Below are 24873 nucleotides of genomic sequence, written 5' to 3'. Positions count from 1 at the left end.
CCGGCCGCTCGACGCGGACGTTCCGACACGCGCTTTGCGCGGTCTCCTTGCCGGCTTCATTCGTCATGGGCGCTCGCCTGCGAGCGCGCAGGCTTAGGGTTGCCGCCCTCGGGGCGCTTCGGATCGGCTTCCGCCCAGCTTCGGCCGGTGTCCTGCAGACGGGTCCCTGCGAAGCCGGCGCCTCCGCTTGCACCCCCGCTCTCGCGGGGGGCGCCCGGGTCGAGCGCGCTTTTTGCGCTCGAACCCCGACAGCCCAAGGAGGCTTCAATGTCCACCTCTGAGACCCCCGCGACCGCCGCCGCTTGCGGCAAGGCCGCAGGCCCAGCCCACATCGTCGTTCAGTACGGCGAGGTCCGCGACACTCCCCTCAACCGCCTCAAGGCCTCGCCCAAGAACGTCCGGCGCGTCGGCCACAGCGCCGAAGTGATCGAGTCCCGCGCCGCCAGGATCACCCACAAGGGCGTTCTGCAGCCCCTGGTCGTCGAGCCCGAGGTCAAGAACGGCCAGGAAACTGGCTACTACCTCGTCAGCGCCGGTAAAGGCCGCCGCCAGGCCTTACGCCTGCCGGCCAAGCGCAAGGCCCTGGCCAAGGGCGCGGCCGTGCGCTGCGTGGTCAGTTTAGCCGCGAGTACGCGCGTCAATTCGGACTGCGGCCTCGAAGGACGCCGCGAGGTGGAGAGCCGGTTAGGCCGAAGATACGTCCAGTTTCTGGAGGCTCCGGAAGGACCGCTATTGGCGCCAACCGGTCTGGTAGACTCCCCGTAGGTGTCGACAGAGAGGTCAAGGCCGCGCTTGCCGTCGGCCTGGTTCAAGAAGGATTTGGGCGTGGCCTCGCGCGCCGGGCGCTCGCGGTCGGAAGGGTAGCTCTCCAGGGGCACCCACGTCGCGGCATCGACGAACCGCGATCCTTCCAACTGCAGCGGCTGTTCCCGCCAGGTCGTATTATAGTTTCGGTCCGAAGAGCGCGACCCTGCGCGTCCGGCGCGATTTCCGCAGGCCAACGGCTGTGGAGACCGGGCAAGCCCGCGTCGTCGAAGGACAGGGTCACCGCGTCTTAGGCATGGACTGACAGGCTCGGCGCGCAAAGCAGCAGGGAGGCCAGCAGGATCGCGCAGCGGCGCATGGTGTTTTCCTCGGGACGTGACGCAAAAGGGCCCGGTCGCCGAGGCGACCGGGCCCAAGTTGTGGGCGACAAGAACGGAGCGACGGGGCGTGCGTCGAGCTCGACGTCCGGCCGGTCCGCAGGAGGGCGGCGAGCGCCCAGTCCCAGGGGATATCGGCCCGGGCGCCGAAGCGACCCGGGCCAACGCCCCCTAGAAACGGTAGGTCAGGCTGGCGCGATAGGTGCGGCCAAACAGCGGGCGGGCAACGCCGCGGTTGCGCGCGCCGTCCGGCGACAGCAGGTCCGAGAAGATCGGATCGCCCTCGGTGAACGACAGCTGGTTGGTCAGGTTGGCCACGTTGACCTGCGCCATCAGGTTGGGCGTCACCGCCCAGGCCGCCCCGGCGTTGATGATGTAGTAGGCCGGGTACTGCGTGACGTTGAAGTCCGTCGATTCCGAGAAGCGCGAGGAGTAGTAGTAGAACTGGCCAAACACCGAGACCGGAACGCCGGTCAGGGGCCTGAAGTCGAAGGATGGGGTGAAGTTGACCATCACCGTCGGCAGGCGACGAGGTCGGCGACCGTCTTCGCCGATCTCGACATATTCGTAGCCCGTCAGGACGTTGGCGGCGTTGCGCACTTCGCGGGTGATCTTGTAGTTGGCGTCGGTGATCTTCGGATCCTGGACGGTGACCGTGCCCTTCAGCTCGAGCCCGTCCACCGGGCGCCAGGCCAGTTCGACTTCAGCGCCTATGTTCTGGACGCCGCGCTGGTAGACCTCGCCCACCTCGGGGCAGGTGTTGATCTGCGGCACCGCGCCGGTGACCGCGCACTGCGGCGACTGGAAGTCGCGGTAGACGTTGACGAAGTCGCGCGGGGTGAAGTCGTTGTAGTAGACCGCCGCTGAGGCGTCGAACTTGGGCTTGTAGTACCGCACGCCCGTTTCCAGCTGCCAGATCCGTTCGATCTGGTTGCGCTTGATGGTCTCGCCGCCGACTTGCTGGGTGGTGTCGACGCGGAACTCGTTCAGGTCCTCAAGGCTCGGCAGGCGGAACGAGCGCGACACCAGGCCATAGACGGCGATGGGGTCGGAGATCGAATAGTTGGCCCCGACCGACCAGCCCACGGCGCTGAAGCGCTTGTTGAGGTAGCGCGGCGCGCCGGGCACCGACAGCTCGTTGTCGGCGGTGGTGTCCTGGTTTGAGCCGACGACCACGCTGGCCGGCGTCGCGTCGAAGATCAGGTTGCGATCGCGGCGGACCAGGTCGGTCTTCTGGGTCTGCCAGCGGACCCCTAGGTCCAGCTTCAGGCGGCTGTCCAGCGTCTCCCAGTGGTCCTGCAGGTAGCCCGCATAGCCGCGCGAGCTGGAGTCGGTCACGAAGCCGAAGAAGCCGGGCAGGATCGCCCCACCGCTCGTCAGGCTCGGACCGACGATCGCGCCGTTGGCGTCCAGACCGCGCAGATCGACCAGACGCGAAGGCTCGCCCATCGTCGAGACCAGGAGGCTGGCCTGGAAGTTGGCGTCATAGCTGTAATCGCTGGCGTAGACGCCGGCGGTGAGCTTGTGCTCGCCCCAGAGGTTGAAGGTCTTCTGCGCCTGCAGGTCCATCGAGGCGCTGTCGGCCTTGATGTTGGCGATGAAGGGCAGCAGGAAGTTCAGATAGGCGTCCGGCGCCACGGCCTGGCCGTTGTCCAGGTAGTAGCCCTGGACGCGCGCCACCTTGGCGTAGTTGGCGATGAAGTCCTCGCGGCTAATGCCGGCGAAGGCGCCGCAAGGATTGCTCGTCGGGACGTTGAAGAAGCCCCGGAGCTTGGCGTTGTTGAGGTTGCAGCTGAGCGCCGCGCCATGGGCCGGCGAGATGACGTCGTTCTGCAGGCGCACGTTCAGGAAGTCCCGGGCGAAGGCGGTGTCATTGCCCGTGAACATGGTGTTGAAGTCGTTGGTCCCGCTCGTGTAGCGAAGCCCGGCCTTGAAGGTCCAGCCATCGCCCATCTCGCGCGAGAACTTCAGGGTGAAGACGTTGAACTTGGGGTGGATGCCGTCGGCCAGGTCGATGTCGCGCGAGCCGTATTCGCCCATCTGGGTGAAGTGGCGGTTGAACGGCGAGGCCACCGTGCCATGGGCGAAATTGATGCCCAGCGGTTCGATGGTGTCCTGGTCGATCTTGGTGGGATTGTCGGCCGTGCCCGGGCCCGACAGGCGCGGCACAGAGATCGGCAGGTTCTGGTAGAAGGCGGTGTGGTCGTTGAGAAACAGGGCGTGCGCCTGGATCTGGGTGGCCCCGTCGTCGCTGGTGTAGACGATGTTGCCGCGGATCTGGCCGCCGTGGTCGCCGGTGTAGCCGTTGTCGCGGATGCCGTCGGCGACGCGATAGAAGCCGCCCAGCGCGAAGGTCAGGTTCTTGTTGATCGGGCCCGAGACGAAGGCTTCGTTGCGCACGAAGCCGTAGTCGGCCACTTCGAGCCGATAGCCGCCCTCGAACGCCTGGCCGCCGGTCTTGGTGACATAGTTCACCGTCGCGCCCAGGCCGTTGGAATAGAGGATGCCGCCCGGACCGCCCTTCACGACCTCGACCCGATCGGTCATCAGGTCGGTGCGGATGAAGACGTCGTTGTTCATGAACTGGACTTCGGGCTCTTCGTAGACCGGAAGTCCGTCGATCAGCTGCGGAGCATAGCGAAAGCCGCCGGTGACCGGCAGGCCGCGGACGGTGACGTTGTTGCTGGCCTCGCCGGCGCTGCTGCCCTCGGTGTAGAGCCCGGGGATGTTGGCCAGCAGGTCGGCCGTGCTGATCGGCGCCAGGCGCTGGATTTCCTCGGTGGTCAGGGTGTTGATCGAGAAGGTGGCGTCCTTCTTGCGCGTGCCGGCCGTCACCCCCGTGACGACGACTTCCTCGACCTGAACCGTGTCCTGGTCAGCGGGCTTGGGCGGTGCGGCCGCCTGGGCCAGCGCGCCCGTCGCGGTGAACAGGACGGCCGCCGACACGGACGTGCAGAATGCTTTTTTCAGAGACACTGGTTTCCTCCCGAGGACGCCTTTTCGGCGCGTTTTTCCAGCCGGCATGACGACGGTATGCGACTAAAGCTACTGAAGTGATTTAGTCTGTCAACTGTCCTTGCGAAAAGCTTCGCAATGTTGCGGCGCGGCGACGATCCGGCCCGGGTGACATCCGGCGCACCCCGCGCGCGGGGTGATCAAGACGCTCGGCGGCCATGTTCTCCCCAAGATCCAGGGGCGCCCGAGCGCGGCATGGGCGTCGAAGAAGCCCGTCAATGGGGGCGAGGCCGGGTCGGCGGAATGACAAGCGCGCTGGCGACTCGGAGGCGGGTGCGTATCATGGCCGTCCAAAAAACCGGGGGCGTCACCTTCCATGGGCCGCGGCAGCAACTCCAACGGCGTTCGTCGCTACAACGAACGACTGGTGCTCTCGACCATCCGCCGGCTCGATGGAGCGTCCAAGGCCGACCTTGCCAAGATCACCGGCCTCTCGCCGCAAGCGGCCCTGCGGATCGTCGAGGACCTGGAGGCCGACGGGCTCTTGATGGTCGCGGGCCGGCGCACCGGCGGCATGGGCCAACCCTCGACGATCTACAAGATCAACGGCGAGAACGGCTACACCATCGGCGTGGAAGTCGGTCGCAACCGCCTCACCTGCGTCCTGCTCAACTTCAACGGCGTGGTGCTGGCCACCCAGACCCGGCCCATGGCCTTTCCCGAGCGTGCGGCGGTCATCGCGGAAATCGCGGAGTTCGCGCGCGTCCAGCTGGCGGCGCTCGGCCCAGAGCAACGCGAGGCCTTTCTCGGCGTCGGCATCGCCATGCCGTGGTTCATCGGCGCCTGGCGCGAGGAGATCGGGGTCACGCCCGACCAGGCCCGCGAATGGGGCGCCGACGTCGAGGAGGCCTTCCGCTCGGGTCTGGATTGCCCGGTGTTCTTCGAGAACGACGGCAACTCCGCGGCCCTGGCCGAACTGCTCTGCGGCGTCGGCCTGGGGGTCGAGAACTATCTCTATTTCCATGTCGGCACTTTCGTCGGCGGGGGGCTGGTGCTGGGCGGCCAGATCCATCAAGGCCGGCACGGCAACGCCGCGGCCCTGGCCTCCATGCCGATCCCCGACGAGGGCGGGCAGGACTTCCTGCTCCACCGCGCCTCGCTCTACAGCCTGGAAGCAGCGCTCGGCCAAGGAAACGACGAGGCGGTTCGCGCCGCCTGGCTGGATGCCTGCGCCCAAGGGATCGCCTTCGTGATCCTGGGCGCCAACAGCCTGCTCGACCTCGATGCGGTCGTGCTGAGCGGCGCGATGGACGAGACCACGCTCCAGGCGCTGGCCCGGCGGGTCGAGGCGCGAATGGCCGCCACCGCGCCGAAGGACTTCTTCAAGCCCAACATGCTGGTGGGGCAGATCCGCGACACCGCGCCGGCGGTGGGGGCGGGCCTCTTGCCGCTCTACGCCAGCTACACGCCAAACCTCGGCTCGCTGCTGAAGGGCGACGCCGCCTAGCCAAGCTTTTCGCTTTCTCCCGTTGACAGACTAAATCACATCAATAGATTTAGTCGCGTACCGCCGTCCTGCGGCCAGCAACGAGCGCGTCGTCAAGGCGCCCGAGAGGAAACGAATGTCTTTGCGATCGCGCCTTGGCGCGTCTCCAACCTGTGCGCTCCCCGCCCTAGCCGCGCCGCTCCCTGGCGTCCTCCCCGACCAGGCATTCCGCGCGCGCCCGATCTCGCGGCGGCCTTAAGCGCCGCCGCCCCGGCCGATCCTGCCGGTCCGGGGCGGCGTCCTTTTCACAGATCCCATCCAAGAGTTTAAACCCATGGCGGAACCCAAATTGCTCGGCGGCGTCGAGGCGGGCGGCACGAAGTTTCTGTGCGGCGTGGCCAACGAGGACGGCGTCGTTCTCGACCAGGTCCGCATCCCGACCACCACGCCTGCCGCCACTCTGAGCGCGGCGAGCGCCTTCTTCGCCAAGGCTCAGGCCCGGCACGGCGCGCTCGCTGCGCTGTCGATCGGAAGCTTCGGACCTCTGTCCCTCAGGGCGACGGCTCCCGATTACGGTTCGATCACCTCGACACCGAAGGTCGGATGGAGCCAGATCGATCTGCTGGGCCATTTCGCCCAGACCCTGGACGTTCCCATGGCGCTGGACACCGACGTCAATTGCGCGGCCGTGGGCGAGCTGCTGTTCGGCAGCGGCCGGGGCCTGGACACGTTCTGCTACGTGACGGTCGGGACGGGCATCGGGGTCGGGCTGCTGGTCGGCGGCGTGCCGCACGGCGGCGCCAATCACCCTGAGGCGGGCCACATCCGGTTGCCGCGCGCACTGGGCGATCAGGCCTTCGATGGCATCTGTCCGTTCCACGGCGACTGCCTGGAGGGCCTGGCCAGCGGTCCGGCGATCCGCGCCCGTTGGGGGATGCCGGCGGAGGAGCTGCCGCCTGAACACCCGGCCTGGGGGGTCATCGCCGAGTACATCGCCGGTCTTTGCGCCAGCCTGACCTACATCGTACGTCCCGACCGGATCATCATCGGCGGAGGCGTCATGCAGCCGATCGACATGCACGCGCGCGTCCGCACCGCTTTGCACAAGCAGCTGGGCGGCTACGACTCCAGCATCGCGGAACTGGACATGGACGCCTACGTCGCTGCGCCCACAGCCGGCGACTCCGCAGGCCTCACCGGCGCTCTGGCCATCGCTCACCGCCTCGTCACCCGCCAATGGCCCATGCATTGGGCGATCGGCGCGCAACAGAATTCTGTCTCCACCCTTTCGAAGGTCTCCTGATCATGACGACCACCGATACGGCGCTAGCGCCGCCCGCCAAGTCCGGGGTCACGCTGGCGATGATCCTATCGGCCCTGGGCGCGGCCCTCGGCGGCCTGCTCTTCGGGTTCGACACCGCCGTGATCTCCGGGACCACCTCGGCCTTGCAGGAACGCTTCTCCCTGAGCGAAGGCTATCTGGGCTTCACGGTCGCCTCGGCGCTGATCGGAACCGTGATCGGCTCGCTGATCGCTGGCTGGCCATCCGACCGCTTCGGGCGTCGCCCCATGCTCCTGGCCGTGGCCGTCTGCTACGTCGTCTCCTCGCTCGGAACAGGCCTGGCGCTGGACTGGCACAGCCTGGTGGCGTTCCGCTTCCTGGGCGGTCTGGCCATCGGCGCGGCCTCTGTCGTCACCCCGATCTACATCGCCGAGGTCGCGCCGACCCATGTTCGGGGGCGACTGGTGGCGCTCAACCAGCTCAACATCGTGCTGGGCATCCTGCTGGCCTTCCTGTCCAACTACGTGATCGCCAGCCTCGCGCCGCCCGACGTCGCCTGGCGCTGGATGTTCGGCATCGTGGCGGTCCCGTCGGTGCTTTTCCTGGTGGTCACCTTCCTGCTGCCCGACAGCCCGCGCTGGCTGGTGGTCAACGGCCGCGACGGTGAGGCCCGGGGCGTCATGACCCGGCTTGGCTTCATCGATCCCGAGGCCGAGGTCGCCCACATGCGCGTCGCCGCGGAGCGCGACGTTGCGGCGGCGAAGCCCAGCCTCTTCCAATCGGCCTATTCAGTGCCGGTGACCTGCGCCATCGCCATCGCCATGTTCAACCAGCTCTCGGGCATCAACGCGCTGCTCTATTACGCGCCGCGGATCTTCGAACTGGGCGGCGCTGGCGCCGACAGCGCCCTGCTGCAGTCGGTAGCCGTGGGCGGCACCAACCTGGTGTTCACCCTGCTGGCCTTCTTCCTGATCGATCGCTATGGGCGCAAGCCGCTGCTGTACTTTGGCTCGATCGCCACCGCCGCGGCGCTGATCCTGGTCGGCCTGCAGCTGGAAAGCGCCCACCCGAATGGCGCTCTTGTCCTGGCGGGCCTGCTGGGCTTTATCGCCGCCTTCGCTATCTCGCAGGGCGCGGTGATCTGGGTGTTCATCTCCGAGGTCTTCCCCAGCGCCGTGCGCGGCAAAGGCCAGGCGCTGGGCAGCACCACCCACTGGGTGATGGCCGCGGCGATCACCTGGGCCTTCCCGGTCTTCGCCGCCCACGTCGGTGGATGGGTGTTCGCCTTCTTCGGCGCGATGATGCTGCTGCAGTTCCTGTGGGTCTGGAAGGTGATGCCCGAGACCAACGGCATCGCGCTCGAGGACATGGATTTCCGGAGGGTCCACTGATGCGTCGCCTGCTAGCCCTGGGCGCGGCCGCCCTGATCGGCGCTGGAGCGTCGCTCCCCATCGCGCCCGCTGCTTTGGCCGAGGAGGCCCGTCCGGCCTACCACTTCGCGCCGGCTCGCAACTGGATGAACGACCCCAACGGGCTCGTCTATTTCGAAGGCGAGTACCACCTGTTCTACCAGTACAATCCCTACGGGGATCGCTGGGGCCACATGAGCTGGGGCCACGCCGTCAGCCGCGACCTGGTGACTTGGGAAGAGCTGCCGGTGGCCTTGCCAGAAACCGATGTCATGGCCTTTTCGGGCAGCGCGGTGATCGACTGGAACAACACCAGCGGCTTTGGCAAGAACGGTCGCCCGCCGATGGTGGCGGCCTACACCGGCTATGACCCCAAGACCAAGAACCAGTCGCAGTTCGTCGCCTACAGCAACGACAAGGGGCGCACCTGGACCGTCCACGGCAAGGTGCTCGACATCGGTTCGACGGAGTTTCGTGATCCCAAGGTCTTCTGGCACGCGGCTTCCAAGCAATGGGTGATGCTGGTCGTCATGGCGGTCGAAAACCGCTTGGCCATCTACACCTCGGGCGACTTGAAGACCTGGGCCCACGCCAGCGACTTTGGCCCGGCCGGCGGCCGGGGCAAGAACTGGGAGTGCCCCGATCTCTTCGAGCTGCCGGTCGAAGGCGGCAAGCCCGGCGAAAAGCGCTGGGTGCTCGGCATCAATCTGGGCGACAGCGGCGTCGGCGGCGGCTCGGGCGGCCAATATTTCGTCGGCGACTTCGACGGCGCCCGTTTCACGCCCGATCCAAGCTGGGGGCGCGAGCCCCAATGGATGGACTATGGCGCGGATTTCTATGCCGCCGTCTCCTGGAACGACCTTCCCAAGGACGATCCGCGCCGCATCTGGATCGGGTGGGCCAACGATTGGCGCTACGCCAACGCCATCCCGACCTATCCGTCGCGGGGCCTGATGTCCCTGCCGCGCGTCGTCAGCCTCAAGAAGACGCCGCAAGGCTATCGCATCGCCCAGGCGCCGGTCAGGGAAGTCGAGGCGCTTCGCTCGGGCCATCGATCGGCCAGTGCGCTTGCCCTCGGCGAGAGTGCGACCTTGCTGCCGATCGAAGGCGGCGCCGTCGAGCTGGACCTGGAGCTGGAGACGGGGAGCGCCGAACAGGTCCAGATCGCCTTCACCGACGACAAGGGTTTCCAGACCTTGATCGGCGTGACGCCCAAGACCAACGAGGTGTTCATCGACCGCACGCGGTCGGGTCCCCATTTCCACGACGCCTTCGCCGATCGCCACACCGCGCCGGTCGACCTTACGTCCGGACGCGTGCGCCTACGGGCGTTCGTCGACCAGTCGATCATCGAGCTCTATGTCAACGATGGACAGACCACCATCACCGACCGGTTCTTCCCGGGTGGCGGCGGGCTCAAATGGTCGGCCAGCGCGCGAGGAGGAACCGCGACGATCCGAAAGCTGGACGGCTGGATGCTAACCAAATCGAAGGCGCCTTAAGTGGAAGGCTCACTCTTAGAAAGCCCGGCTGGTTCGGGCTGGACGCAGACCATTGTTAGGCGAGCGCCGGATGTCGGCCAGCTTCGAGTTGCATCGCTCGAATCGGCTAGCGACTTTTGGGCTCTGCCAAGTGAGCCTGGTCCGCTCTATCGGCAACTATACGCTTTGATCCGCTATCGTCTCGCCACGGGCGAGCTGCGGGTTGGCGACAGGCTACCCGATGAACGCCGTCTGGCGCGCCTCTGTGGGGTCTCCCGGTTGACGGTCCGAAGCGCCTTTGCGTTGCTCTGCGCCGATGGATGCATACAGCGACGGACGCGCCTTGGAACGATCATCCGCGCCGTTGTCTGAAGGTCCGGAGTCTGGAGCGGCGCCAATGTCTGCAGATGGCGCAATCCCGTCCTCATGGCCCACGCCCAACAGCGTAAAACCCTTGGGCAGTCGGAAGGCCCGTGGCATCAGCGGGCCTACCACCCCAGCCATGAACGCCGACCCATGACCCCCGACGACTTCCGCCAACTGGCGCTCAGCCAGCTCAACGCCCGCGTCGCCTCCCGCCTGGGGACGATCGAGTTCCTGGTCGGCGACAAGGTGTTCGCCACCCTGGGCGCGCCCGACCCGGCCTTCGCCGTCCTGCGCCTTTCGCCCGAAGACCAGGCGGCGGCCCTGGCCGCGGCGCCCGGCGTGTTCTCGCCTCAGGCAGGCGGGGCCGGCGCTCGCGGCGTGACCTGCGTGCGCCTGGCCCTGGCCGAGGCCGGACACCTCAAGCCGGTCCTGGCCAAAGCCGCCGGCAAGGCGCGCAACAGCCGCAGCGCGTTCAGCCGCATCGGCTAGCCCGCTTGATGCAGGCGGCGCCCTGCGAGGCGACAATCCGGCAGGCGTCCAGGACCTTGCCTTGCCATCTTGCCGAACCCTGTTCTAGACTCGTGCCACGTCGCTGAAAGCGCGGCGTCGAGGCGTGAGAACCTCGCTTGAACCAACCGCTTCGCGTTCGGCTCCGCCCCGGCGCGACCGGTGTGTTGCGCCGGCGGCGCCGTCCATGACGGCCGCTCCACACTCAAGCTTGAGTCTCGGGAATGCGGCTTCGCCGGTTCCGCCGCCTCTCCTTGGAGGCGGACGTGACCGGGCCAGCAGAGACCAGACTTCAAGCCAGAACCCCTCGGCGCGGGAGCCCGCGCCGATGACCCTCAAGACCGTCGATCCGGTCCTGGGCGAGACCCAGACCGACGCCCGCCGCAAGCTCGACGCGCTGTTCCGGCGCCAAGCTCCGGCCCTGCTGCGGTTCCTGTCGCGGCGGACCAATCCCGAGGAGGCCCAGGACCTTGCCCAGGAGGCCTTCCTGCGCCTGACCCATGCGGCAGGCAAGCAGGCCCTGCAGAAGCCGGAGGCCTATCTTGGCCGCATCGCCCGCAACCTGCTGCGCGACCGGGCCAAGAGCGTCTCGGGTCGCCGCGAGCGCAGCCACGCCGTTCTTGAGCCCGAGGCGCATGCGACGAGCGACGGCGATCCCCACCTGGCCCTCGAAGCGCGCCAGCTGCTCGAGCGCCACGAGGCCGCCGTCCTCAAGCTCAAGCCCAAGACCCGCGAGGTCTATCTGCGCCATCGCGTCGACGGCCAGACCTATCCGCAGATCGCCGCCGCCCTGGGCATCGGCGTCAGCGCTGTGGAAAAGCACATGATGAAGGCCATCGCCGCCGTCGACCGCAGCCTCGGCCGGCCCTAGGATCACGCCATGACCTCGGGGGAAGAAGAGCATCTGCGCCGCGAGGCGGCCGCGTGGTTTGCGCGCATGCGCGGACCTGGCGCGGAGACCGCGCGCCCTGACTTCGACGCCTGGCGCGCCGCGCCCGGCCGCCAGGACGCCTATGACCGTTTGGTCCGGCGCTACGAAGAGTCGGCGATCCTGGGTCATTCCAAGCTCTCGGACCTGCGCCTGCGCACTAGCGCCTCGCGTCGGGGCCCGCCGCCCGCGGCGTGGTGGGCGGCCAGCGCCGCCGGCCTCGTTGTGGCCATCGCCCTGGCCACCGTCTCGCCCTGGCCGATCTTTCCCGACGATCAGCCGCCACAGCAGCGGCTCGCCGCTGGAACCGGCCAGATCCGCAGCCTGTCTCCAGCGCCAGGTCTCACCGTGGTGCTCGACGCTGACACCGTGCTGCTGGCGTCCAGCGAGCGCGGCCGCTCGCGCCTGGTCCTCGAACGCGGACGCGCCCGCATCCACGCCCGGGGTCCGGTGGATGTCCAGGCCGGGGCCATGCGCGTCATGGGCCAGGACGCGGCCTTTGATCTCAGCCTCAGCGAGCGGTCGGTCGAGGTCTCCGCCCTCTCCGGGAGCCTGGAGGCGCGGCGCGACCGGCATCCCCTGATCTCGGGCCGCACCCGCCTTCAGCCGGGACAGGCGCTGATCCTCGCCGACGACCGCCTGGGCCCGCCGACCCGCGCCGCCGGGCGCGAGCGCCAGTGGCCCCAGGGCCTGCGCCTCTACCAGGACACCCCGCTCGCCGAAGTTCTCACCGACGCCAATCGCTACGGCGCCCGCAAGATCCGGCTGGCCGATCCCGCGCTGGGGTCCCTGCAGGTCAGCGGCGCCTTGAAGGTCACCGATCCGGACGGCCTGGCCCGGGCCCTGGCCGCGGCCCTGTCGCTGACGGTGACCCAGCTCCCGGGCGGCGACCTGGCGCTGTCGCGCCGCGGGGCGTGATTTCAGCCGGACCGAGAAGTTTTTTGTGAGGGGTCGCCGCGCGGCCTCGTCAGAGCCACCCGGAACGACCGCGACCGTCGCGGTCCGCCGCCCGGGGGCTTCATGCAACACCACACCACCCTTCTACGCCGCGGCCTGATGGCCACGGTCGCCGGTCTCGTCCTGACCGCCGCCGCGCCGGCCCTGGCCGCGCCGCCCCTCCTGCAGGCCGAGCACCAGACCTATGACCTGCCCGCCCAGCCGCTGGGCGAGGCGCTCGGCGCGGCGGCCCGGATCAGCGGCCGCCAAGTGGTGGTCGCCTCGCCGCTGGTGCGGGGCAAGACCGCCCCGGCGCTGTCGGGCCGCTACACCGCCGACCAGGCCTATGCGGCGCTGCTCTCCGGGTCGGGTCTCAAGCTCGTCCGGGTGGGCGCGACGCTGGTGCTCAAGCCCGCCGACGAGACCGCGCCGGGGGAGGTCCGCGCCGGTGACGAACCCGAAAGCCTCGCCGAGGTCGTGGTCACCGGCACCCGCATCCGCGGCGCGGGGCCCGTGGGGGCCAACGTCATCGCCATCAGCCGGCAGGACATCGAGGCCAGCGGCTACGCCACCACCCAGCAGATCGTCCAATCGATACCGCAGAACTACGGCGGCGGCCCCAACGAGGGCACCCTGTACGGAACCGGCCGCAACGGCGCCAGCGCCAATCTGGGCGCGGGCTCGGGCGTCAATCTGCGTGGCCTGGGCGCCAGCTCGACCCTCGTGCTGCTGAACGGCTCGCGCCCGCCGATGGGCGGCCGCACCGGGGTGTTCGCCGACCTTTCGCTCGTGCCCGCCTCGGCGATCTCGCGGATCGAGGTCCTGGCCGACGGCGCCTCGGCCCTCTACGGCTCCGACGCCGTGGCCGGCGTGGTCAACGTGCTGTTCCGCGACGCCTACCAAGGCCTGGAGACGCAAATGCGCCTGGGCGGGGCGCAGGGCGGAGCCGCCGAACGCCAGTTCGGCGCCCTGGCCGGGCGGGCCTGGCCGGGCGGTCGCCTGGTCGCCGCCTACGAGGTCATGCGCCGCGACGCGCTGGCCGCGGCCGAGCGCCCCTACGCGACCTCGGACCTGCGCCCCTTCGGCGGGCCGGACTATCGCTCGGTCTATGCCGCGCCGGGGACCATCGTCGCCGGCGGCCAGACCTTCGCCATCCCCGCCGGCCAGAACGGGGTCGGACTGCGCGCCGGCCAGCTGTTGCGGGGCTTCGTCAACCGCGAGGACGGCCGGCTGGACACCGACATCCTGCCGCGCCAGACCCGCCAAGCCCTCTACGCCAGCGGCGAGCAGGACCTCGGCGCGGTGACCCTGTTTGGGCAACTGCTCGTCGCCGACCGGCGCTTCGCCTTCCGCAGTCCGACGGTGTCCCAGACCGCCACGACCGTGCCGGTCGCAAATCCGTTCTATGTCGATCCGATCGGCACGGGCCAACCGGTGCGGGTCCAGTACAGCTTCGTTGGCGACCTTGGCCCGCAGATCTATTCGGGCCACGTGCGCGCCTACAACGCCACGATCGGGGCCCGCGGCGAGATCGGCGCCTGGTCGCTCTCGGCGCGAGCCGGGTACGGTCTCCAGGAGGAGGCCAGCCTGACCAAGAACTTCCTCAACACCTATCGGCTGGGCCTGGCCCTGGCCGACCCCAATCCGGCGACGGCCTACAATCTGTTCGGCGATCCGGGCTCGACGCCGCAGGCGACCATCGACAAGGTGCGCGGCTTCGCCTTCAACCACGGTGTCTTCGAAGCCTGGTCGGCCGACCTGAGGGCCGACGGACCGCTGCTGACCCTGCCGGCGGGGGGGGTCCGGCTGGCGCTCGGCCTGGAGCACCGGGACGAGCGCTATCGGCTGGACAGCCTCAACGACATTGGCGGCGCCGTTGCGTCGGCCAGCACCCTGGCCCTGCCAGGCCCCCGCAAGATCGATGCGGCCTATGCCGAACTGCGCGCGCCCCTGGTCGGGCCAGAGGCGGAGGTCCCGCTGGTGCGGCGGCTGACCCTGTCCCTGGCCGGCCGTATCGAGCGCTACAGCGACTTTGGGACCACTCGTAACCCGAAGGTCGGGCTGGACTGGTCGCCGGTCGGCGACCTGACGCTGAAAGCGGCCTACGGGACCGCGTTCCGCGCGCCAAGCTTCAATGACCAGCGCCAGGGCATCGGCAGCACGCTTTACCAGCCGGCCGCTCTGGTGGACCCGGCCTCGCCCACGGGCAGCACCGTGGTGCTAGCCCTGATCGGGAACCGGCCGGGGATCGGCCCCGAACGCGCTCGCACCCTGACCACGACCGCCGAATGGACGCCGCAGGCCGTCGCCGGCCTGAAGGTCACCGCCAGCTACTTCCGGGTGCGCTATCGCGACCGCATTTCCAGCATCAACGCCGACATCTTCAACGCTCTGATCAACCGGGCGCGCTACGCCGACCTGCTCACCGAGGCTCCTAGCCCCGAGGTGGTCGCGGCCTACTATGCGAGCCCGTACTTTTCCAATCCGGGCGCGATCCCGGCCGCCAACGTCAAGGTGATCGTCGACGCCCGTGTCCAGAACCTGGCCGTCGTCGACGAGGACGGCGTTGATCTCGACATCGCCTACGGCCGTGCGGTCGGCGCGGGACGTCTGAGCCTTGGGCTGTCGGCGGCCTACATCTTCAGCGTCGAGCAAGCGGTGTCGCGCAACGCCGACCCGGCCGAAACCCGCGGAACGGTCGGCAATCCGCTGCGGCTTCGCGCCAGGATGCGGGCCGGCTGGAGCCAGGGGGGCTGGGACGCCAGCGCCTTCGTCAACTTCGCCGACGGCTACCGCAACCAGACGGTCACGCCCTACGAGAAGGTCGACGCCTGGACGACGCTCGATCTCAACATCGGCTACCGCTTCGCGGCCGACCGGGTCGGCCTCTCGGGCCTGCGCGCGGCGCTGTCGATCGCCAATCTGCTCGACCGCGATCCGCCCTATGTCAATCTACGCACCTCGACCTCCGGCATCGGCTTCGACAGCGACAACGCCAGTCCGATCGGTCGTTCGATCGCGCTGCAGGTCACCAAGTCGTGGTGAGCCTGATCGCCTGGGCGGCCGCCGCGACGATCGCGTCGGCGCCTCCCGCGCCGCCGACGCTGAGCGACCTCGTCGAGGTCGTGGACATCTCGAGCCTGGCCGTTTCCCCCGACGGCCGGTGGGCGGCCTATCGCCAGGAGCAGAGCTCGCTGGCGCGCAACGCCAAGCTCCTCAGCTGGTGGGTGGCCGACCTGCAGGGGTCCGGACCGCCCCGGCGCCTGGCCGAAGGCGGGGAGGCGCTGTGGACGGACGCTGGAACCCTGCCGGCCGAACCGCCCCTGTGGTCGCCAGACAGCCGACGCTTCTATGTGCGGGCCCTGGTCGATGGGGCCGTGCAGGCCTGGTCGGTCGATCTGGCCGACGGCGGGCGCAGGCTCACGAGCGAGGACGGAGACATCGCCGATCTGGCCCTGGTCGAAGGCGGCGCGCGCCTCAGCTTCACCGTCGGCGCCAGCCGCGCCGCCGTCCGCCTTGCCGAGCAGCGGCAGAAAGACGAGGGCGTCCTCATCGACGCCAGCATCGACCCTGCCCAGAACCTCTTCGATGCGGCGCCGGTCAATGGCCGTCCGGCCGCCCAGCGCCTCACCGGCCGCTGGTTTCGACGCCAGGGTCTGCTGGCCGCGGCGCCCCGCATCCGCAAGTCGGTCCCGGCGGCGGGCGGGCCGGTTCGGACGGAGGACGACCCCGTTGCGCTTGCCGGCGACGGCGCGACACGCGGCAAGGCCGCCGCCTCTCCCGACGGGTTCGGCATGGCGCGGCTCGCCGACGGCCGCCTGGATGTTACGCGGCCCTCAGGCGAGGTCGTCGCCTGCCGGGTCGCCGACTGCGCGTCGGTCAAGGCTCTGGCCTGGCGGCCCGGCGCTGACGAACTGGTGCTGACGCTGGGCGACTCCGCCCGCCGCCAGCGGCTGGCCGTCTGGCGGCCCGGCCGCGCCCAGCGGCCCGGGCCGTTGCGCGCTTTGGCGTCGAGCCAGGGGCTGATCGGCGGCGGGGCGGCCGACACGCCCTGCGCCTTGACCGCGACGACGGCGGTTTGCGTGGCGGCCGAGCCGACGACGCCGCCTCGGTTGGTCTCGATCAACCTTGCTGGAAAGCCGCGGACCCGGGTCCTCGCCGCCCCGAACCAGACCCTCGACGGCGCCGCCAAACCCGGGGCGCGCCTCTTCGAATGGCGCGCCGCCGACGGGCGGGCGTTCGCCGGCTGGCTGATGCTGCCGGCTGGGCCGCCCCGGCGCAGTCCCTTGTTCGTGACCTACTACCTCTGCGAGGGCTATCTGCGCGGCGGCTTCGGCGACGAGTTCCCCCTCGGAGCCATGGCGCAGGCCGGGGTGGCCACGCTCTGCATCAACAAGGCCTATCAGTCCGAAGCCAGTCACGATCCCGTCGCCGACTATCGCACCGGCCTGTCGGCGGTCCAGGCCGCCGTGGATCGCCTGGCGACCGAGGGGCTTGTCGACCGCGCAAGGATCGGCATGGGCGGTTTCAGCTTCGGGAGCGAGGTGACGACCTGGACGGCGATGAACAGCAATCTGCTGGCGGCCGCCTCGATCGCCTCCACGCAGATGGAGCCGGCCTATTACTGGCTGAACGGCGCGGCCGGGCGGGACAACCACGCCGTGCTCAAACGGAGCTGGGGGCTGGGCCCGCCCGAAGAGACGCCTGAACGCTGGAAGCTGATCTCGCCGGCCCTCAACGCCGCCAGGATCCGCGCGCCCTTGCTGATGCAACTGCCCGAGCAGGAGTATCGGCTGAGCTTCGAACTTTTCGCGCGGCTCTCCAACTCCGCCACGCCGGTCGACCTCTACGTCTTCCCCGAAGAACCGCACATGAAGACCCAACCCCGCCATCGCCTGGCGGTCTATCAGCGCAACCTCGACTGGTTCCGGTTCTGGCTGCAGGGCCATGTCGATCCCGATCCAACAAGGGCGGGGCAGTATGCGCGCTGGTCGCGGATGGCCCAGCGAAGGGCCGCGGCCGGCGCGCCGTGAAGAGGCGGCCAGATGGCGAAGGCTCAGCGACTCCAGCTTCGCGCCCACAGTTCGGCGTCGACCAGCCGCAGAATGCTCATGAAGCGGGCCTGGGTCATTTCCACCGGCTTGCGCAGGGTGGCGGCGACACCGTCGAGGTCGAGCAGGCTCTCGCGGGCGAGGAGACCCTCGGCGAGCATCGGCCCGATGCGATCGCGGTTGGCCTCATAGGCGGCGGCGACGAAGCTGTTGATGCGTCCCTTGGAGCGGCGGTTGAGGACGTCGGCGGGAAGCAACGCGGCAAAGGCGCGCCGGGCGATCGCCCGGTCGCGTCCACCGGCCACCGATAGCCAGGTGGGGATGGCGAGCGCCAGTTCGAGCACCGGCTGGGCCATGTGCGGCGACACCACGGTGGCGGCCACGCTGCGATCATGGCCATCCATGTGCGCATGAACGCCCAGAACCGCCTGAACGTGACGGCGCTTGCCGGGCGGGAGGCCGGCGAGGCCGTCCTGCCAAGGATGGTGGGGGCTGGCGACCTGCCGCCAAGCCGGGGCCAGGTGCTCGAGATCCGGCGACCTGGGCGGATCCTGGCGACGCAGGCCGATCTTCAGGGCCAAGCGCGCCACGGTCCAGGCGTTCGCGCCCGTCAGGCTGGCGACGTCCATGATCGTCGTCATCACACCTGGGCTAAGCCCTTGCGCCCTGAACCGGTCGACGACGGGCGCGGCGGAAATGAAGTAGCCGAACACGCTGTCGCCGCCCGCGCCATTGAAGAAGGCGGAGGCGCGATGCTGTCGGCCCTGCTGCTGGAAGGCCGCATCCACCGACTGCAGGACGGTCGGGCGCCCCGGTCGGGCCAGGCGGGCCAGAGGCGGCGCAGAAAAGTCGATGTCCCCCGCGTCCAGGACGAGTTCGGTCAACGGCAGACCGGCGGCTCGCGCGACCTGCCGCGCATAGCGCCGCTCGTCGCCCTCTGGCCCGATGGTGGTGACATTGACCGCGAACGCCGCGACGCGTTCCCTCAGCGCCAGGGCCACGATCGAGGAGTCAAGGCCTCCGGACAGCTCGACGATGATCGGACCTTCGGCCGCCGCCAGCGCGGCGACGCTGCCTTCAATTTCCGCGAGCAGCCGTTCGGCCCAGTCGCCGGCCTCCAGGCGCGGCGCCGCCTCGATCACCTGGCTTGGACGCCAGAATGGGCGCGTCGACATCGCACCCTTGGGAGGGGCCGCCAGCGCGTCGCCGGGAAGGATCTCCTCGACGCCGACCAGGCCCGTCGCTGCCGACCGGGCGCCGCCGAAGGCGATATGACGGGCCAGATAGCTCCAGTCGATGCGAGGTGAAACCAAGCCCAAGGCGGCCGCCTGGCCCACATCGGAGAACAGCAGGTCCATCGGCTCGCGACGGATCCGAAAGGCCGGCAGATTGCCTGACGGATCTCGCGCGGCGACCATCCCGCCGGCCGGATCGACCAGAACGGCAAGGTATCGGCCCCAGTACGATCGGCTCAGTGTCTCCAGCACATCAGAGGTATCGCCGAGCCCCGCAGCCGTCCGCACGCGCTCGGGCCGCGCAGCGCGGGTGAAAAGCCGCCCGAACACCACCCCGCGCCCACCGGGCAGAACTAGGATTTCCTCGACCGGCGAGAACGCCGCCCAGGTCGGGCCCTGCGCCGCCAGCGGCAGCGTCGGGCCAAAGCCGCCGGCCTGGATCGCCTGGGTGATGATCGGCGGCGTCTCAGCGCGCCACAAGGCGAAGACGTAGCTCATCACACCACCAGGATCGGCGTCAGCATGGCGGTTCGATGCAGGGACTCATTGAGCGCGCAGTCGCCCGATTGCGCCCAGGCGTGGGCCTCGAAGGGCGGCGTGGCGACGGCCAACACCACGTCGACGTCTATGCCCCTACGAGAGAGAAAATGCGCCATGGCCAGGGAGTCCAGAAGACATATCGGCGTCACTGGAACGAGACTGCGCACAGCCAGGAAGCGACGCGCCAGCGCCTCGGCCTGCGCGCTGCGCCCAGACATGCCGCCAGCGCGACGTCGCCGCCAGCGCCGCCACCCGACGACTCGAGCAAAAGGGCGAAGGCGCAGCAACCAAAAGACGACAAGCACCGCCCAGAAGACCTCGACGACATCCATAGCCGTCGCCCCCGAACGCTCGTGGGCGATTTCAAAGGCGCTGCGCGCGGGCAGCGTCCGCGCGCAGGGCGCCACCGGTTGTCCCCGGCCGTCCCGCACCAGGAGGCCCGCGGCGATCAGCGGCCCGAGGCCGGCCTCGTCGATGGGGCCGACGCCAGCGCCTCGCGCAAGCGCCGACAGGGCGACAGCCTGGGCCTGGCCCAGGCCAAGATAGCGATCGCGATTGAGGTCCAGGACCACGCCCAGGTCCGCGACCAGGCAGTAGGACACGCCCGGCGCCAGTTCGTAAGTCATTGTCAGCCTCGAAAGCGGAGCGGGCCTGTCGCGCCCGCTCCGCGGGGCTCATTCGGGGTCCAGGCCCGTCTTGGGCTGTTCCTGCGAGAACTCGGGCATGGTGTCCGGACCGCCCCGGGTCCGAACGCTCACCGCACCCAGATCCAGCAGCGGATCGGGAACGAGGGTCACGATGGTTTCCATGGCGACCTCCTTTTCACGAAAAGCCCGCCCCAAAGGGCGGACAGCTTGGCGGAACGGCGAGCCGCTCCGCCGGCGTCTGCCTAGTCGGCGTCGATCCCCGCGCGCGGCTGCTCCTCGGAAATCTCCGGGAGGACGTAGGGGCCGCCCTGCGTTTCCCGGCTGACGGCGCCCAGGTCGATCAGGGCGTCTTCGATATGGTCTTCGATCCGTTCCATGACGGTCTCCTTCTCCAGGTCACGCCCACCGTGACAGTTGAACGTTGCGACCACAGGTAGAGAACCCGAAGGAAATAACGCCGGAATTTTCCGATTATTCCGCAGGGCGCCGCGGGTCGCGGTCACTGAGGCCATGGAGGCTGCGGACGATCGCGGGCACCAGCCGCAGGCGGCGGCGGTGATAAGCGACGAGCGCCTGACGCAGCGCCGTGGATGACCCGGCGGCGGCCAGGCCTCGCAGCTCCCGGGTTTCGTCCTGAAACTCGGGGACCAGCTCCAGCTCGGCGCAGCGCGAGCGATGCAGGCGATCGCTGGCGCCGGCCACGGCCCACTCGACCTCGACATTGCCGCTGCGGGCGGCCAGGCGCGCGAACAGGTCCTCAAGGGCTGTGATCGGACCATCGCCCTCGGGAGCGTCAGGCGAGATAGCCGTCTCGCCGCCGGCCGACCTTGCGGCGTTGACCAGAAGAGCGACGTTCCATTGGTAGAGGTCCGACAGGTCCGGCTCCGTCAGACGGGGAACAAGGAAGCCCTCGCCAGGCAGGGCGGTGAGCAGCCGCTCGCCCACTAGGCGATGCAGGGCCGCGCGCACCGGCGTGGCGCTGGCCCCGAACCGCCGCGAAAGCGCGGGGACGTCGATGCGTTCGCCAGGCCGCAGGGCGCTCTCAGACAGCAGGAAGGTCTTGATCGAGAGGTAGACGCGTTCACCGGTGCCGGGCCGATCAATCATCAGGCTTAACTCCCTGGACGCCACGCAACGCAGCGCGCCGAAAGGCGGGCCGCTGTCGCCAGGTCCTGTCGCGCCAGGTCCTTTCGTCCGTGGTCCGCCAAAGGCGGCGTGAGGATGGAAGCATCGATCGCCGATGGCTCCTCCCCGAAATTCCTCCGCGAATTTTGGGGGGTGGATTTTCCAGGACCTAAAGCAGGCCCAGGGTCCGGAAGCTGGCGACCGTTTCGGCGCCGACGATCAGGTGATCATGGACGAGCACGCCCAGGGCCTTGCCGCCGCTGGCGACCGCGCGCGTCATCTCGATGTCGGGCTTCGAAGGCGTGGGGTCGCCCGAAGGATGGTTGTGGGCCAGGACGAGGGCGCTGGCCCCCGTCTCCAGGGCCCGCCGCAGGACCTCACGGACATAGACCGGCGCATGGTCCACGGTGCCCTTGCCCAAGGCTTCGGCCAGGATCAGCTGGTTCTTCCTGTCCAGAAAAGCGGCCCAGATCTCCTCTCGCGGCAGGCCTCGGAGCTTGGCCCGGAAGAAGGCGGCGACCGCCCCGAACGAAGACATTACCGGCCGCGCGCTCAGCGCCGCCAGGCTGACCCGGCCGGCCGCCTCGCGCAGGATCTTGAAGTTGAGGATGGTCGCCTCGCCGACGTGGCGGCGCAGTTCGGCGCGGTCGGCGGCGAGCACGCCGGCCAGGCCGCCGAACCGCTCGACCAGACGCACGGCCAACTCGCAACCTTCGGTCCGTTCGTCCGGGGCCAGATGCAAGTGAAGAATCTCGGCGTCCTGCATGACGTCGACTCCGAAGCGCGCGGCGAAGTCGAGGACCTTCTGGCGCGACGGCGCCCACGCCACCGGGGTTTGGGGCGTGAAGGGGCAGGGCTTGGCCATCGTCTCCAGCACAGTGGCGGTCTCGGCGGTCTCGGGGGCGACGGCGACGGCGGTGAGGGCAGGGGAGGCGGACATGGCGTCCTCCGATCGGACGGCGCCGGACCCTATTGTCCGGATCGCTCACCCGCTTGGCCCTGCCTTTGTCCTTTTGGTCAGAGCTCGGCCTTGGCCGCCTCGTCCCAGTCGCCGAAGCCAGGCGGGGGCAGGGCGATCCGGGTCCTCACGCCGCCATCGCCCAGCGCCTCGGCCAACTGCCGGGCCGAGGCCTCGCCGCCAGGACCCCGATCGGCGGCGATCAGCACCAGGCGCACGTCCGCGGGCGGCCGCCAGCGCCGCAGGTTCGAGGTCGACAGCAGCGCCCAGGCCGGAAGGGCGAACCGATGTCGGGCGGCCAGGGCGGTGAACACCCCTTCGGCCACCAGCAGATCCGGCCCCGCCGCATCAAGGCGCACGGCGCTGCCGGCCGGGATCAGGCCGACGGTCTTGCGCGGCAGGGTCAGGTCGATGGCGCGCCGTCCGCCGGGGGTCAGATAGGTGAGCTCGACGGCGGTGACCGTCCCGTCGGGACCCTTCACGCCGGCCATCAGGGCCGGGCGCGCGGCCCCTGTCGGCCGATAGACCGCGAGCGGCGCGGCCGGATGATGGCGCAGCGCGTCAGGTCCGGGGATGTCGCCCGCGACGCCGCGACCTCGGCAGTGGCGTTCGGACAGCGTGCCTGCGACAGGCCGGCCCTGGTCCCAAAGCCGCAGGGCCGCGTCGCGGCGCGCTGTGCGCCCCCGATCCGAAGCGGTCTCGACCGGCGGCGCCGCCGCGGTCCAGTCTCCGGACGGTCCCAGCAAACCAAGGTTGCGCAGATGATCGCGCACCGCGCGCCAGTCGCCGCCCGCGAAACTATGGACGATGACCCGGCCGTCGCGCTCCAGCAGCGACACCGAGCGATCGCGCCGACTGTGGCCGGGGGCGGGGATGTTGGCGCGGCGACCTCCGTCATAGAGGTCGCCGCCCAAGCGGCGGACGATGGCGCGCAACGACATGGCAGGACTCCTCGGCCGCATCCGGCGGCCCGCCCGTCCAAGCCCTGGCTTGGCCTTTGTCACGGCGGCCCCTCAAGCGCTCCGGCCGGGCGTCCGCGCCCCGGGCCGGTCCGGCGCAGCGACAGGCGCCCGCCGCTTATACGGATAGCCGCATAATCGGTCGTTATACGGTTATCCGTATACCCTTGATTTATACGCGATGCCGTATAATCTTGCACTATACGCAATGGCGTATAAAGGTTGGAGACACGCCGTGGACATCATCGTCCGGAACGAAAGTCAGCTCGCCGCCAGCCTCAAGCGCTATCGCAAGAAGGCCGATCTGACCCAGACCGAACTGGGCCGCGCCGCCCAGCTGCGCCAGGCCACCATCTCCGAGCTCGAAGCCGGCAAGGGCGCCACTCTGGAGACCCTTTTCACGGTTCTGGCCGTGCTCAACCTCGAACTGGTCGTGCGGCCTCGCCGAGCCGTCGACGACGCCGCCTTGGCGGACCTCTTCTGATGGCGCGCCGCCCGCGCCACAGCCCGCTGGCCGTCTACATGAACGGCCGGCGGGTCGGGCTGCTGCGTCGTGAACCCAGCGGGGCCGTCGATTTCACCTATGACGCCGAATGGCTGACGGTAGGCGCCGCCTTGCCCGTTTCGCTGTCCCTGCCGCTGCGCGAGGACCGCTACATCGGCGCGCCGGTGATGGCCGTCTTCGACAACCTGCTGCCCGACAACATCGACATCCGCAGCCGCGTCGCGGCCAAGGTGGGCGCCGAAGGCGCAGATCCCTACAGCCTGCTGTCGGCGCTGGGCCGCGACTGCGTGGGCGCTCTGCAATTTCTCCCCGAGAGCGCGCCGCCGCCGGTTGTCGGCCGGGTGGAGGGCCAGCCCATGACCGAGGCGGACATCGCCAGGATCCTGGCCAATCTGGCCCGCGCGCCCCTGGGTCTGGAGCCCGACGATGATTTTCGCATATCGATCGCCGGCGCGCAGGAAAAGACCGCCTTCCTGCGCCAGGACGGGCAATGGCTGCGGCCATTGGGCGCGACCCCGACCACCCACATCTTCAAGCCGCAGATCGGTCGCCTGCCCAATGGCCTGGACCTCTCCAACAGCGTGGAGAACGAATACCTCTGCCTGACCCTGCTGGCGGCATGGGGCTTGCCCAGCGCCGCCGTCGAGATGGCCAGCTTCGAGGACCGGCGGGTTCTGGTCGTCGAGCGGTTCGACCGCTTCCACGACCGGGATCATCGCCTCCTGCGCCGCCCCCAGGAGGACTTCTGCCAGGCCCTCTCCACGCCGTGGGTGGGCAAGTACGAGGCCGACGGCGGCCCCGGCGTCCTCAAAGGCCTGGACCTGCTGGCCGCGAGCGACACGCCCGCCAACGATCGCCTGGCCTTCCTGAAGGCCCAGGTCGTCTTCTGGCTGCTGGGGGCCACCGACGGCCACGCCAAGAACTTCAGCCTCTTCCTGCAACCGGGCGGCGGCTTTCGGATGACCCCGCTCTATGACGTCCTGTCGGCCGAGCCCAGTCGCGCCGCCCGTCAGATCGAGCCAAAGCAGATGAAGCTGGCCATGGCCGTCGGCGAGCGGCGACATTACCGTATCGGCGACGTCGCCCCGCGTCACTTCGTCCAAAGCGGCGCGGCCGGCGGCCTGGATCCTGAGGCCGTCCGCAAGATGCTGGCCCACCTGGCGCAGGCGGGCCCTGCGGCGCTCGACCGGGTGCTGGCCTCGCTTCCGGCGGACTTTCCGGCCGCCGTCAGCGGCCCGATCGCCCAGGCGGCCCATGCCCGGCTGGCTCAGATCGGCCGATACCTGGATGGCGACGCCGCGACCAAGGCTTGAGCCTCCCGCCGCCGACGCGGCCAATGTCCAGCGATGCGGCGCGAAAAA

At 69.3% G+C, this 24873-nt stretch carries 21 protein-coding genes; 13 read left to right on the top strand and 8 right to left on the bottom strand.

Annotated features, from left to right (window positions below):
- Positions 1-267 precede the first annotated feature (267 nt).
- On the top strand, positions 268-765 hold the full coding sequence (locus V6S85_RS11320) for a ParB N-terminal domain-containing protein (RefSeq protein ID WP_243410578.1): 498 nt from the start codon (positions 268-270) through the stop codon (positions 763-765).
- Between the two features lie 548 nt (positions 766-1313).
- On the opposite strand, the gene V6S85_RS11315 is transcribed toward V6S85_RS11320, so the two are convergent.
- Positions 1314-4118 carry a TonB-dependent siderophore receptor gene (locus V6S85_RS11315; RefSeq protein WP_165828889.1) on the bottom strand — a complete coding sequence of 935 codons (2805 nt, stop codon included), beginning with the start codon at positions 4116-4118 and terminating at the stop codon, positions 1314-1316.
- Between the two features lie 355 nt (positions 4119-4473).
- Here V6S85_RS11315 and V6S85_RS11310 point away from each other — a divergent pair, with 355 nt between their 5' ends.
- From V6S85_RS11310 to V6S85_RS11270, 10 genes are all read left to right on the top strand, one after another.
- Positions 4474-5604 carry an ROK family transcriptional regulator gene (locus V6S85_RS11310; RefSeq protein WP_116491606.1) on the top strand — a complete coding sequence of 377 codons (1131 nt, stop codon included), beginning with the start codon at positions 4474-4476 and terminating at the stop codon, positions 5602-5604.
- Between the two features lie 313 nt (positions 5605-5917).
- Positions 5918-6886 (top strand): ROK family protein, encoded by a 969-nt coding sequence (locus V6S85_RS11305; protein ID WP_116491607.1) that lies wholly within the window; start codon positions 5918-5920, stop codon positions 6884-6886.
- Positions 6887-6888: 2 nt separating this feature from the next.
- Positions 6889-8256: a sugar porter family MFS transporter gene (locus tag V6S85_RS11300; protein ID WP_116491608.1), complete on the top strand. Its 1368-nt coding sequence runs from the start codon at positions 6889-6891 to the stop codon at positions 8254-8256.
- On the top strand, positions 8256-9776 hold the full coding sequence (locus V6S85_RS11295; RefSeq protein ID WP_116491609.1) for a glycoside hydrolase family 32 protein: 1521 nt from the start codon (positions 8256-8258) through the stop codon (positions 9774-9776). The genes V6S85_RS11300 and V6S85_RS11295 overlap by 1 nt, the downstream gene beginning before the upstream one ends.
- Positions 9777-10127, top strand: coding sequence for a GntR family transcriptional regulator (locus tag V6S85_RS26580; RefSeq protein WP_116491610.1), 351 nt, complete (start codon positions 9777-9779; stop codon positions 10125-10127).
- 144 nt (positions 10128-10271) lie between these two features.
- Positions 10272-10610 carry an MmcQ/YjbR family DNA-binding protein gene (locus V6S85_RS11290; RefSeq protein ID WP_116491611.1) on the top strand — a complete coding sequence of 113 codons (339 nt, stop codon included), beginning with the start codon at positions 10272-10274 and terminating at the stop codon, positions 10608-10610.
- Positions 10611-10956: 346 nt separating this feature from the next.
- The gene (locus V6S85_RS11285) at positions 10957-11499 is read left to right on the top strand and encodes an RNA polymerase sigma factor (protein WP_116491612.1); all 543 of its coding nucleotides are present in this window, start codon (positions 10957-10959) and stop codon (positions 11497-11499) included.
- 9 nt (positions 11500-11508) lie between these two features.
- The gene (locus V6S85_RS11280; RefSeq protein ID WP_116491613.1) at positions 11509-12474 is read left to right on the top strand and encodes a FecR family protein; all 966 of its coding nucleotides are present in this window, start codon (positions 11509-11511) and stop codon (positions 12472-12474) included.
- A 102-nt stretch (positions 12475-12576) separates the two neighbouring features.
- Positions 12577-15537: a TonB-dependent receptor gene (locus V6S85_RS11275; protein ID WP_334348995.1), complete on the top strand. Its 2961-nt coding sequence runs from the start codon at positions 12577-12579 to the stop codon at positions 15535-15537.
- Positions 15534-17525, top strand: coding sequence for an Atxe2 family lasso peptide isopeptidase (locus V6S85_RS11270; RefSeq protein ID WP_165828885.1), 1992 nt, complete (start codon positions 15534-15536; stop codon positions 17523-17525). The genes V6S85_RS11275 and V6S85_RS11270 overlap by 4 nt, the downstream gene beginning before the upstream one ends.
- A 23-nt stretch (positions 17526-17548) precedes the next feature.
- On the opposite strand, the gene V6S85_RS11265 is transcribed toward V6S85_RS11270, so the two are convergent.
- The 7 genes from V6S85_RS11265 to V6S85_RS11235 form a co-directional block, all read right to left on the bottom strand.
- Positions 17549-19276, bottom strand: a complete 1728-nt coding sequence (locus V6S85_RS11265; RefSeq protein WP_116491615.1) for an asparagine synthase-related protein — start codon at positions 19274-19276, stop codon at positions 17549-17551.
- Positions 19276-19944, bottom strand: coding sequence for a lasso peptide biosynthesis B2 protein (locus V6S85_RS11260; protein ID WP_116491616.1), 669 nt, complete (start codon positions 19942-19944; stop codon positions 19276-19278). Before V6S85_RS11260 ends, V6S85_RS11265 begins: the two co-directional genes overlap by 1 nt.
- Before the next feature lie 48 nt (positions 19945-19992).
- Positions 19993-20127 carry a hypothetical protein gene (locus V6S85_RS11255; RefSeq protein ID WP_279325494.1) on the bottom strand — a complete coding sequence of 45 codons (135 nt, stop codon included), beginning with the start codon at positions 20125-20127 and terminating at the stop codon, positions 19993-19995.
- A gap of 80 nt (positions 20128-20207) precedes the next feature.
- Positions 20208-20342, bottom strand: a complete 135-nt coding sequence (locus V6S85_RS11250) for a benenodin family lasso peptide (RefSeq protein WP_116491617.1) — start codon at positions 20340-20342, stop codon at positions 20208-20210.
- A 94-nt stretch (positions 20343-20436) separates the two neighbouring features.
- On the bottom strand, positions 20437-21072 hold the full coding sequence (locus V6S85_RS11245; RefSeq protein WP_116491618.1) for a GntR family transcriptional regulator: 636 nt from the start codon (positions 21070-21072) through the stop codon (positions 20437-20439).
- A gap of 187 nt (positions 21073-21259) precedes the next feature.
- Entirely contained in the window at positions 21260-22030 is a 771-nt protein-coding gene (locus V6S85_RS11240; protein WP_116491619.1) for a JAB domain-containing protein, read from the bottom strand.
- A 77-nt stretch (positions 22031-22107) separates the two neighbouring features.
- Positions 22108-22989: a DUF7146 domain-containing protein gene (locus V6S85_RS11235; protein ID WP_116491620.1), complete on the bottom strand. Its 882-nt coding sequence runs from the start codon at positions 22987-22989 to the stop codon at positions 22108-22110.
- Between the two features lie 253 nt (positions 22990-23242).
- Here V6S85_RS11235 and V6S85_RS11230 point away from each other — a divergent pair, with 253 nt between their 5' ends.
- Both V6S85_RS11230 and V6S85_RS11225 read left to right on the top strand, forming a co-directional pair.
- Positions 23243-23491 carry a helix-turn-helix transcriptional regulator gene (locus V6S85_RS11230; protein ID WP_243410577.1) on the top strand — a complete coding sequence of 83 codons (249 nt, stop codon included), beginning with the start codon at positions 23243-23245 and terminating at the stop codon, positions 23489-23491.
- The gene (locus V6S85_RS11225) at positions 23491-24825 is read left to right on the top strand and encodes a type II toxin-antitoxin system HipA family toxin (protein WP_116491622.1); all 1335 of its coding nucleotides are present in this window, start codon (positions 23491-23493) and stop codon (positions 24823-24825) included. Before V6S85_RS11230 ends, V6S85_RS11225 begins: the two co-directional genes overlap by 1 nt.
- Positions 24826-24873 lie beyond the last annotated feature (48 nt).

It is taken from the genome of Caulobacter sp. CCNWLW153, assembly GCF_036889365.1.
GTDB classification, from domain to species: domain Bacteria; phylum Pseudomonadota; class Alphaproteobacteria; order Caulobacterales; family Caulobacteraceae; genus Caulobacter; species Caulobacter radicis.
This window is presented reverse-complemented; position numbering and strand designations above follow the sequence as displayed.

Coding starts and splice junctions, on each gene's coding strand:
- V6S85_RS11295 (WP_116491609.1), top strand. CDS start 8,256: ATGCGTCGCCTGCTAGCCCTGGGCGCGGCCGCCCTGATCGGCGCTGGA.
- V6S85_RS11250 (WP_116491617.1), bottom strand. CDS start 20,342: ATGGAACGGATCGAAGACCATATCGAAGACGCCCTGATCGACCTGGGC.
- V6S85_RS11255 (WP_279325494.1), bottom strand. CDS start 20,127: ATGGAAACCATCGTGACCCTCGTTCCCGATCCGCTGCTGGATCTGGGT.
- V6S85_RS11260 (WP_116491616.1), bottom strand. CDS start 19,944: ATGACTTACGAACTGGCGCCGGGCGTGTCCTACTGCCTGGTCGCGGAC.
- V6S85_RS11310 (WP_116491606.1), top strand. CDS start 4,474: ATGGGCCGCGGCAGCAACTCCAACGGCGTTCGTCGCTACAACGAACGA.
- V6S85_RS11245 (WP_116491618.1), bottom strand. CDS start 21,072: ATGATTGATCGGCCCGGCACCGGTGAACGCGTCTACCTCTCGATCAAG.
- V6S85_RS11240 (WP_116491619.1), bottom strand. CDS start 22,030: ATGTCCGCCTCCCCTGCCCTCACCGCCGTCGCCGTCGCCCCCGAGACC.
- V6S85_RS11305 (WP_116491607.1), top strand. CDS start 5,918: ATGGCGGAACCCAAATTGCTCGGCGGCGTCGAGGCGGGCGGCACGAAG.
- V6S85_RS11285 (WP_116491612.1), top strand. CDS start 10,957: ATGACCCTCAAGACCGTCGATCCGGTCCTGGGCGAGACCCAGACCGAC.
- V6S85_RS11225 (WP_116491622.1), top strand. CDS start 23,491: ATGGCGCGCCGCCCGCGCCACAGCCCGCTGGCCGTCTACATGAACGGC.
- V6S85_RS11235 (WP_116491620.1), bottom strand. CDS start 22,989: ATGTCGTTGCGCGCCATCGTCCGCCGCTTGGGCGGCGACCTCTATGAC.
- V6S85_RS11320 (WP_243410578.1), top strand. CDS start 268: ATGTCCACCTCTGAGACCCCCGCGACCGCCGCCGCTTGCGGCAAGGCC.
- V6S85_RS11280 (WP_116491613.1), top strand. CDS start 11,509: ATGACCTCGGGGGAAGAAGAGCATCTGCGCCGCGAGGCGGCCGCGTGG.
- V6S85_RS11275 (WP_334348995.1), top strand. CDS start 12,577: ATGCAACACCACACCACCCTTCTACGCCGCGGCCTGATGGCCACGGTC.
- V6S85_RS11300 (WP_116491608.1), top strand. CDS start 6,889: ATGACGACCACCGATACGGCGCTAGCGCCGCCCGCCAAGTCCGGGGTC.
- V6S85_RS11290 (WP_116491611.1), top strand. CDS start 10,272: ATGACCCCCGACGACTTCCGCCAACTGGCGCTCAGCCAGCTCAACGCC.
- V6S85_RS11265 (WP_116491615.1), bottom strand. CDS start 19,276: ATGAGCTACGTCTTCGCCTTGTGGCGCGCTGAGACGCCGCCGATCATC.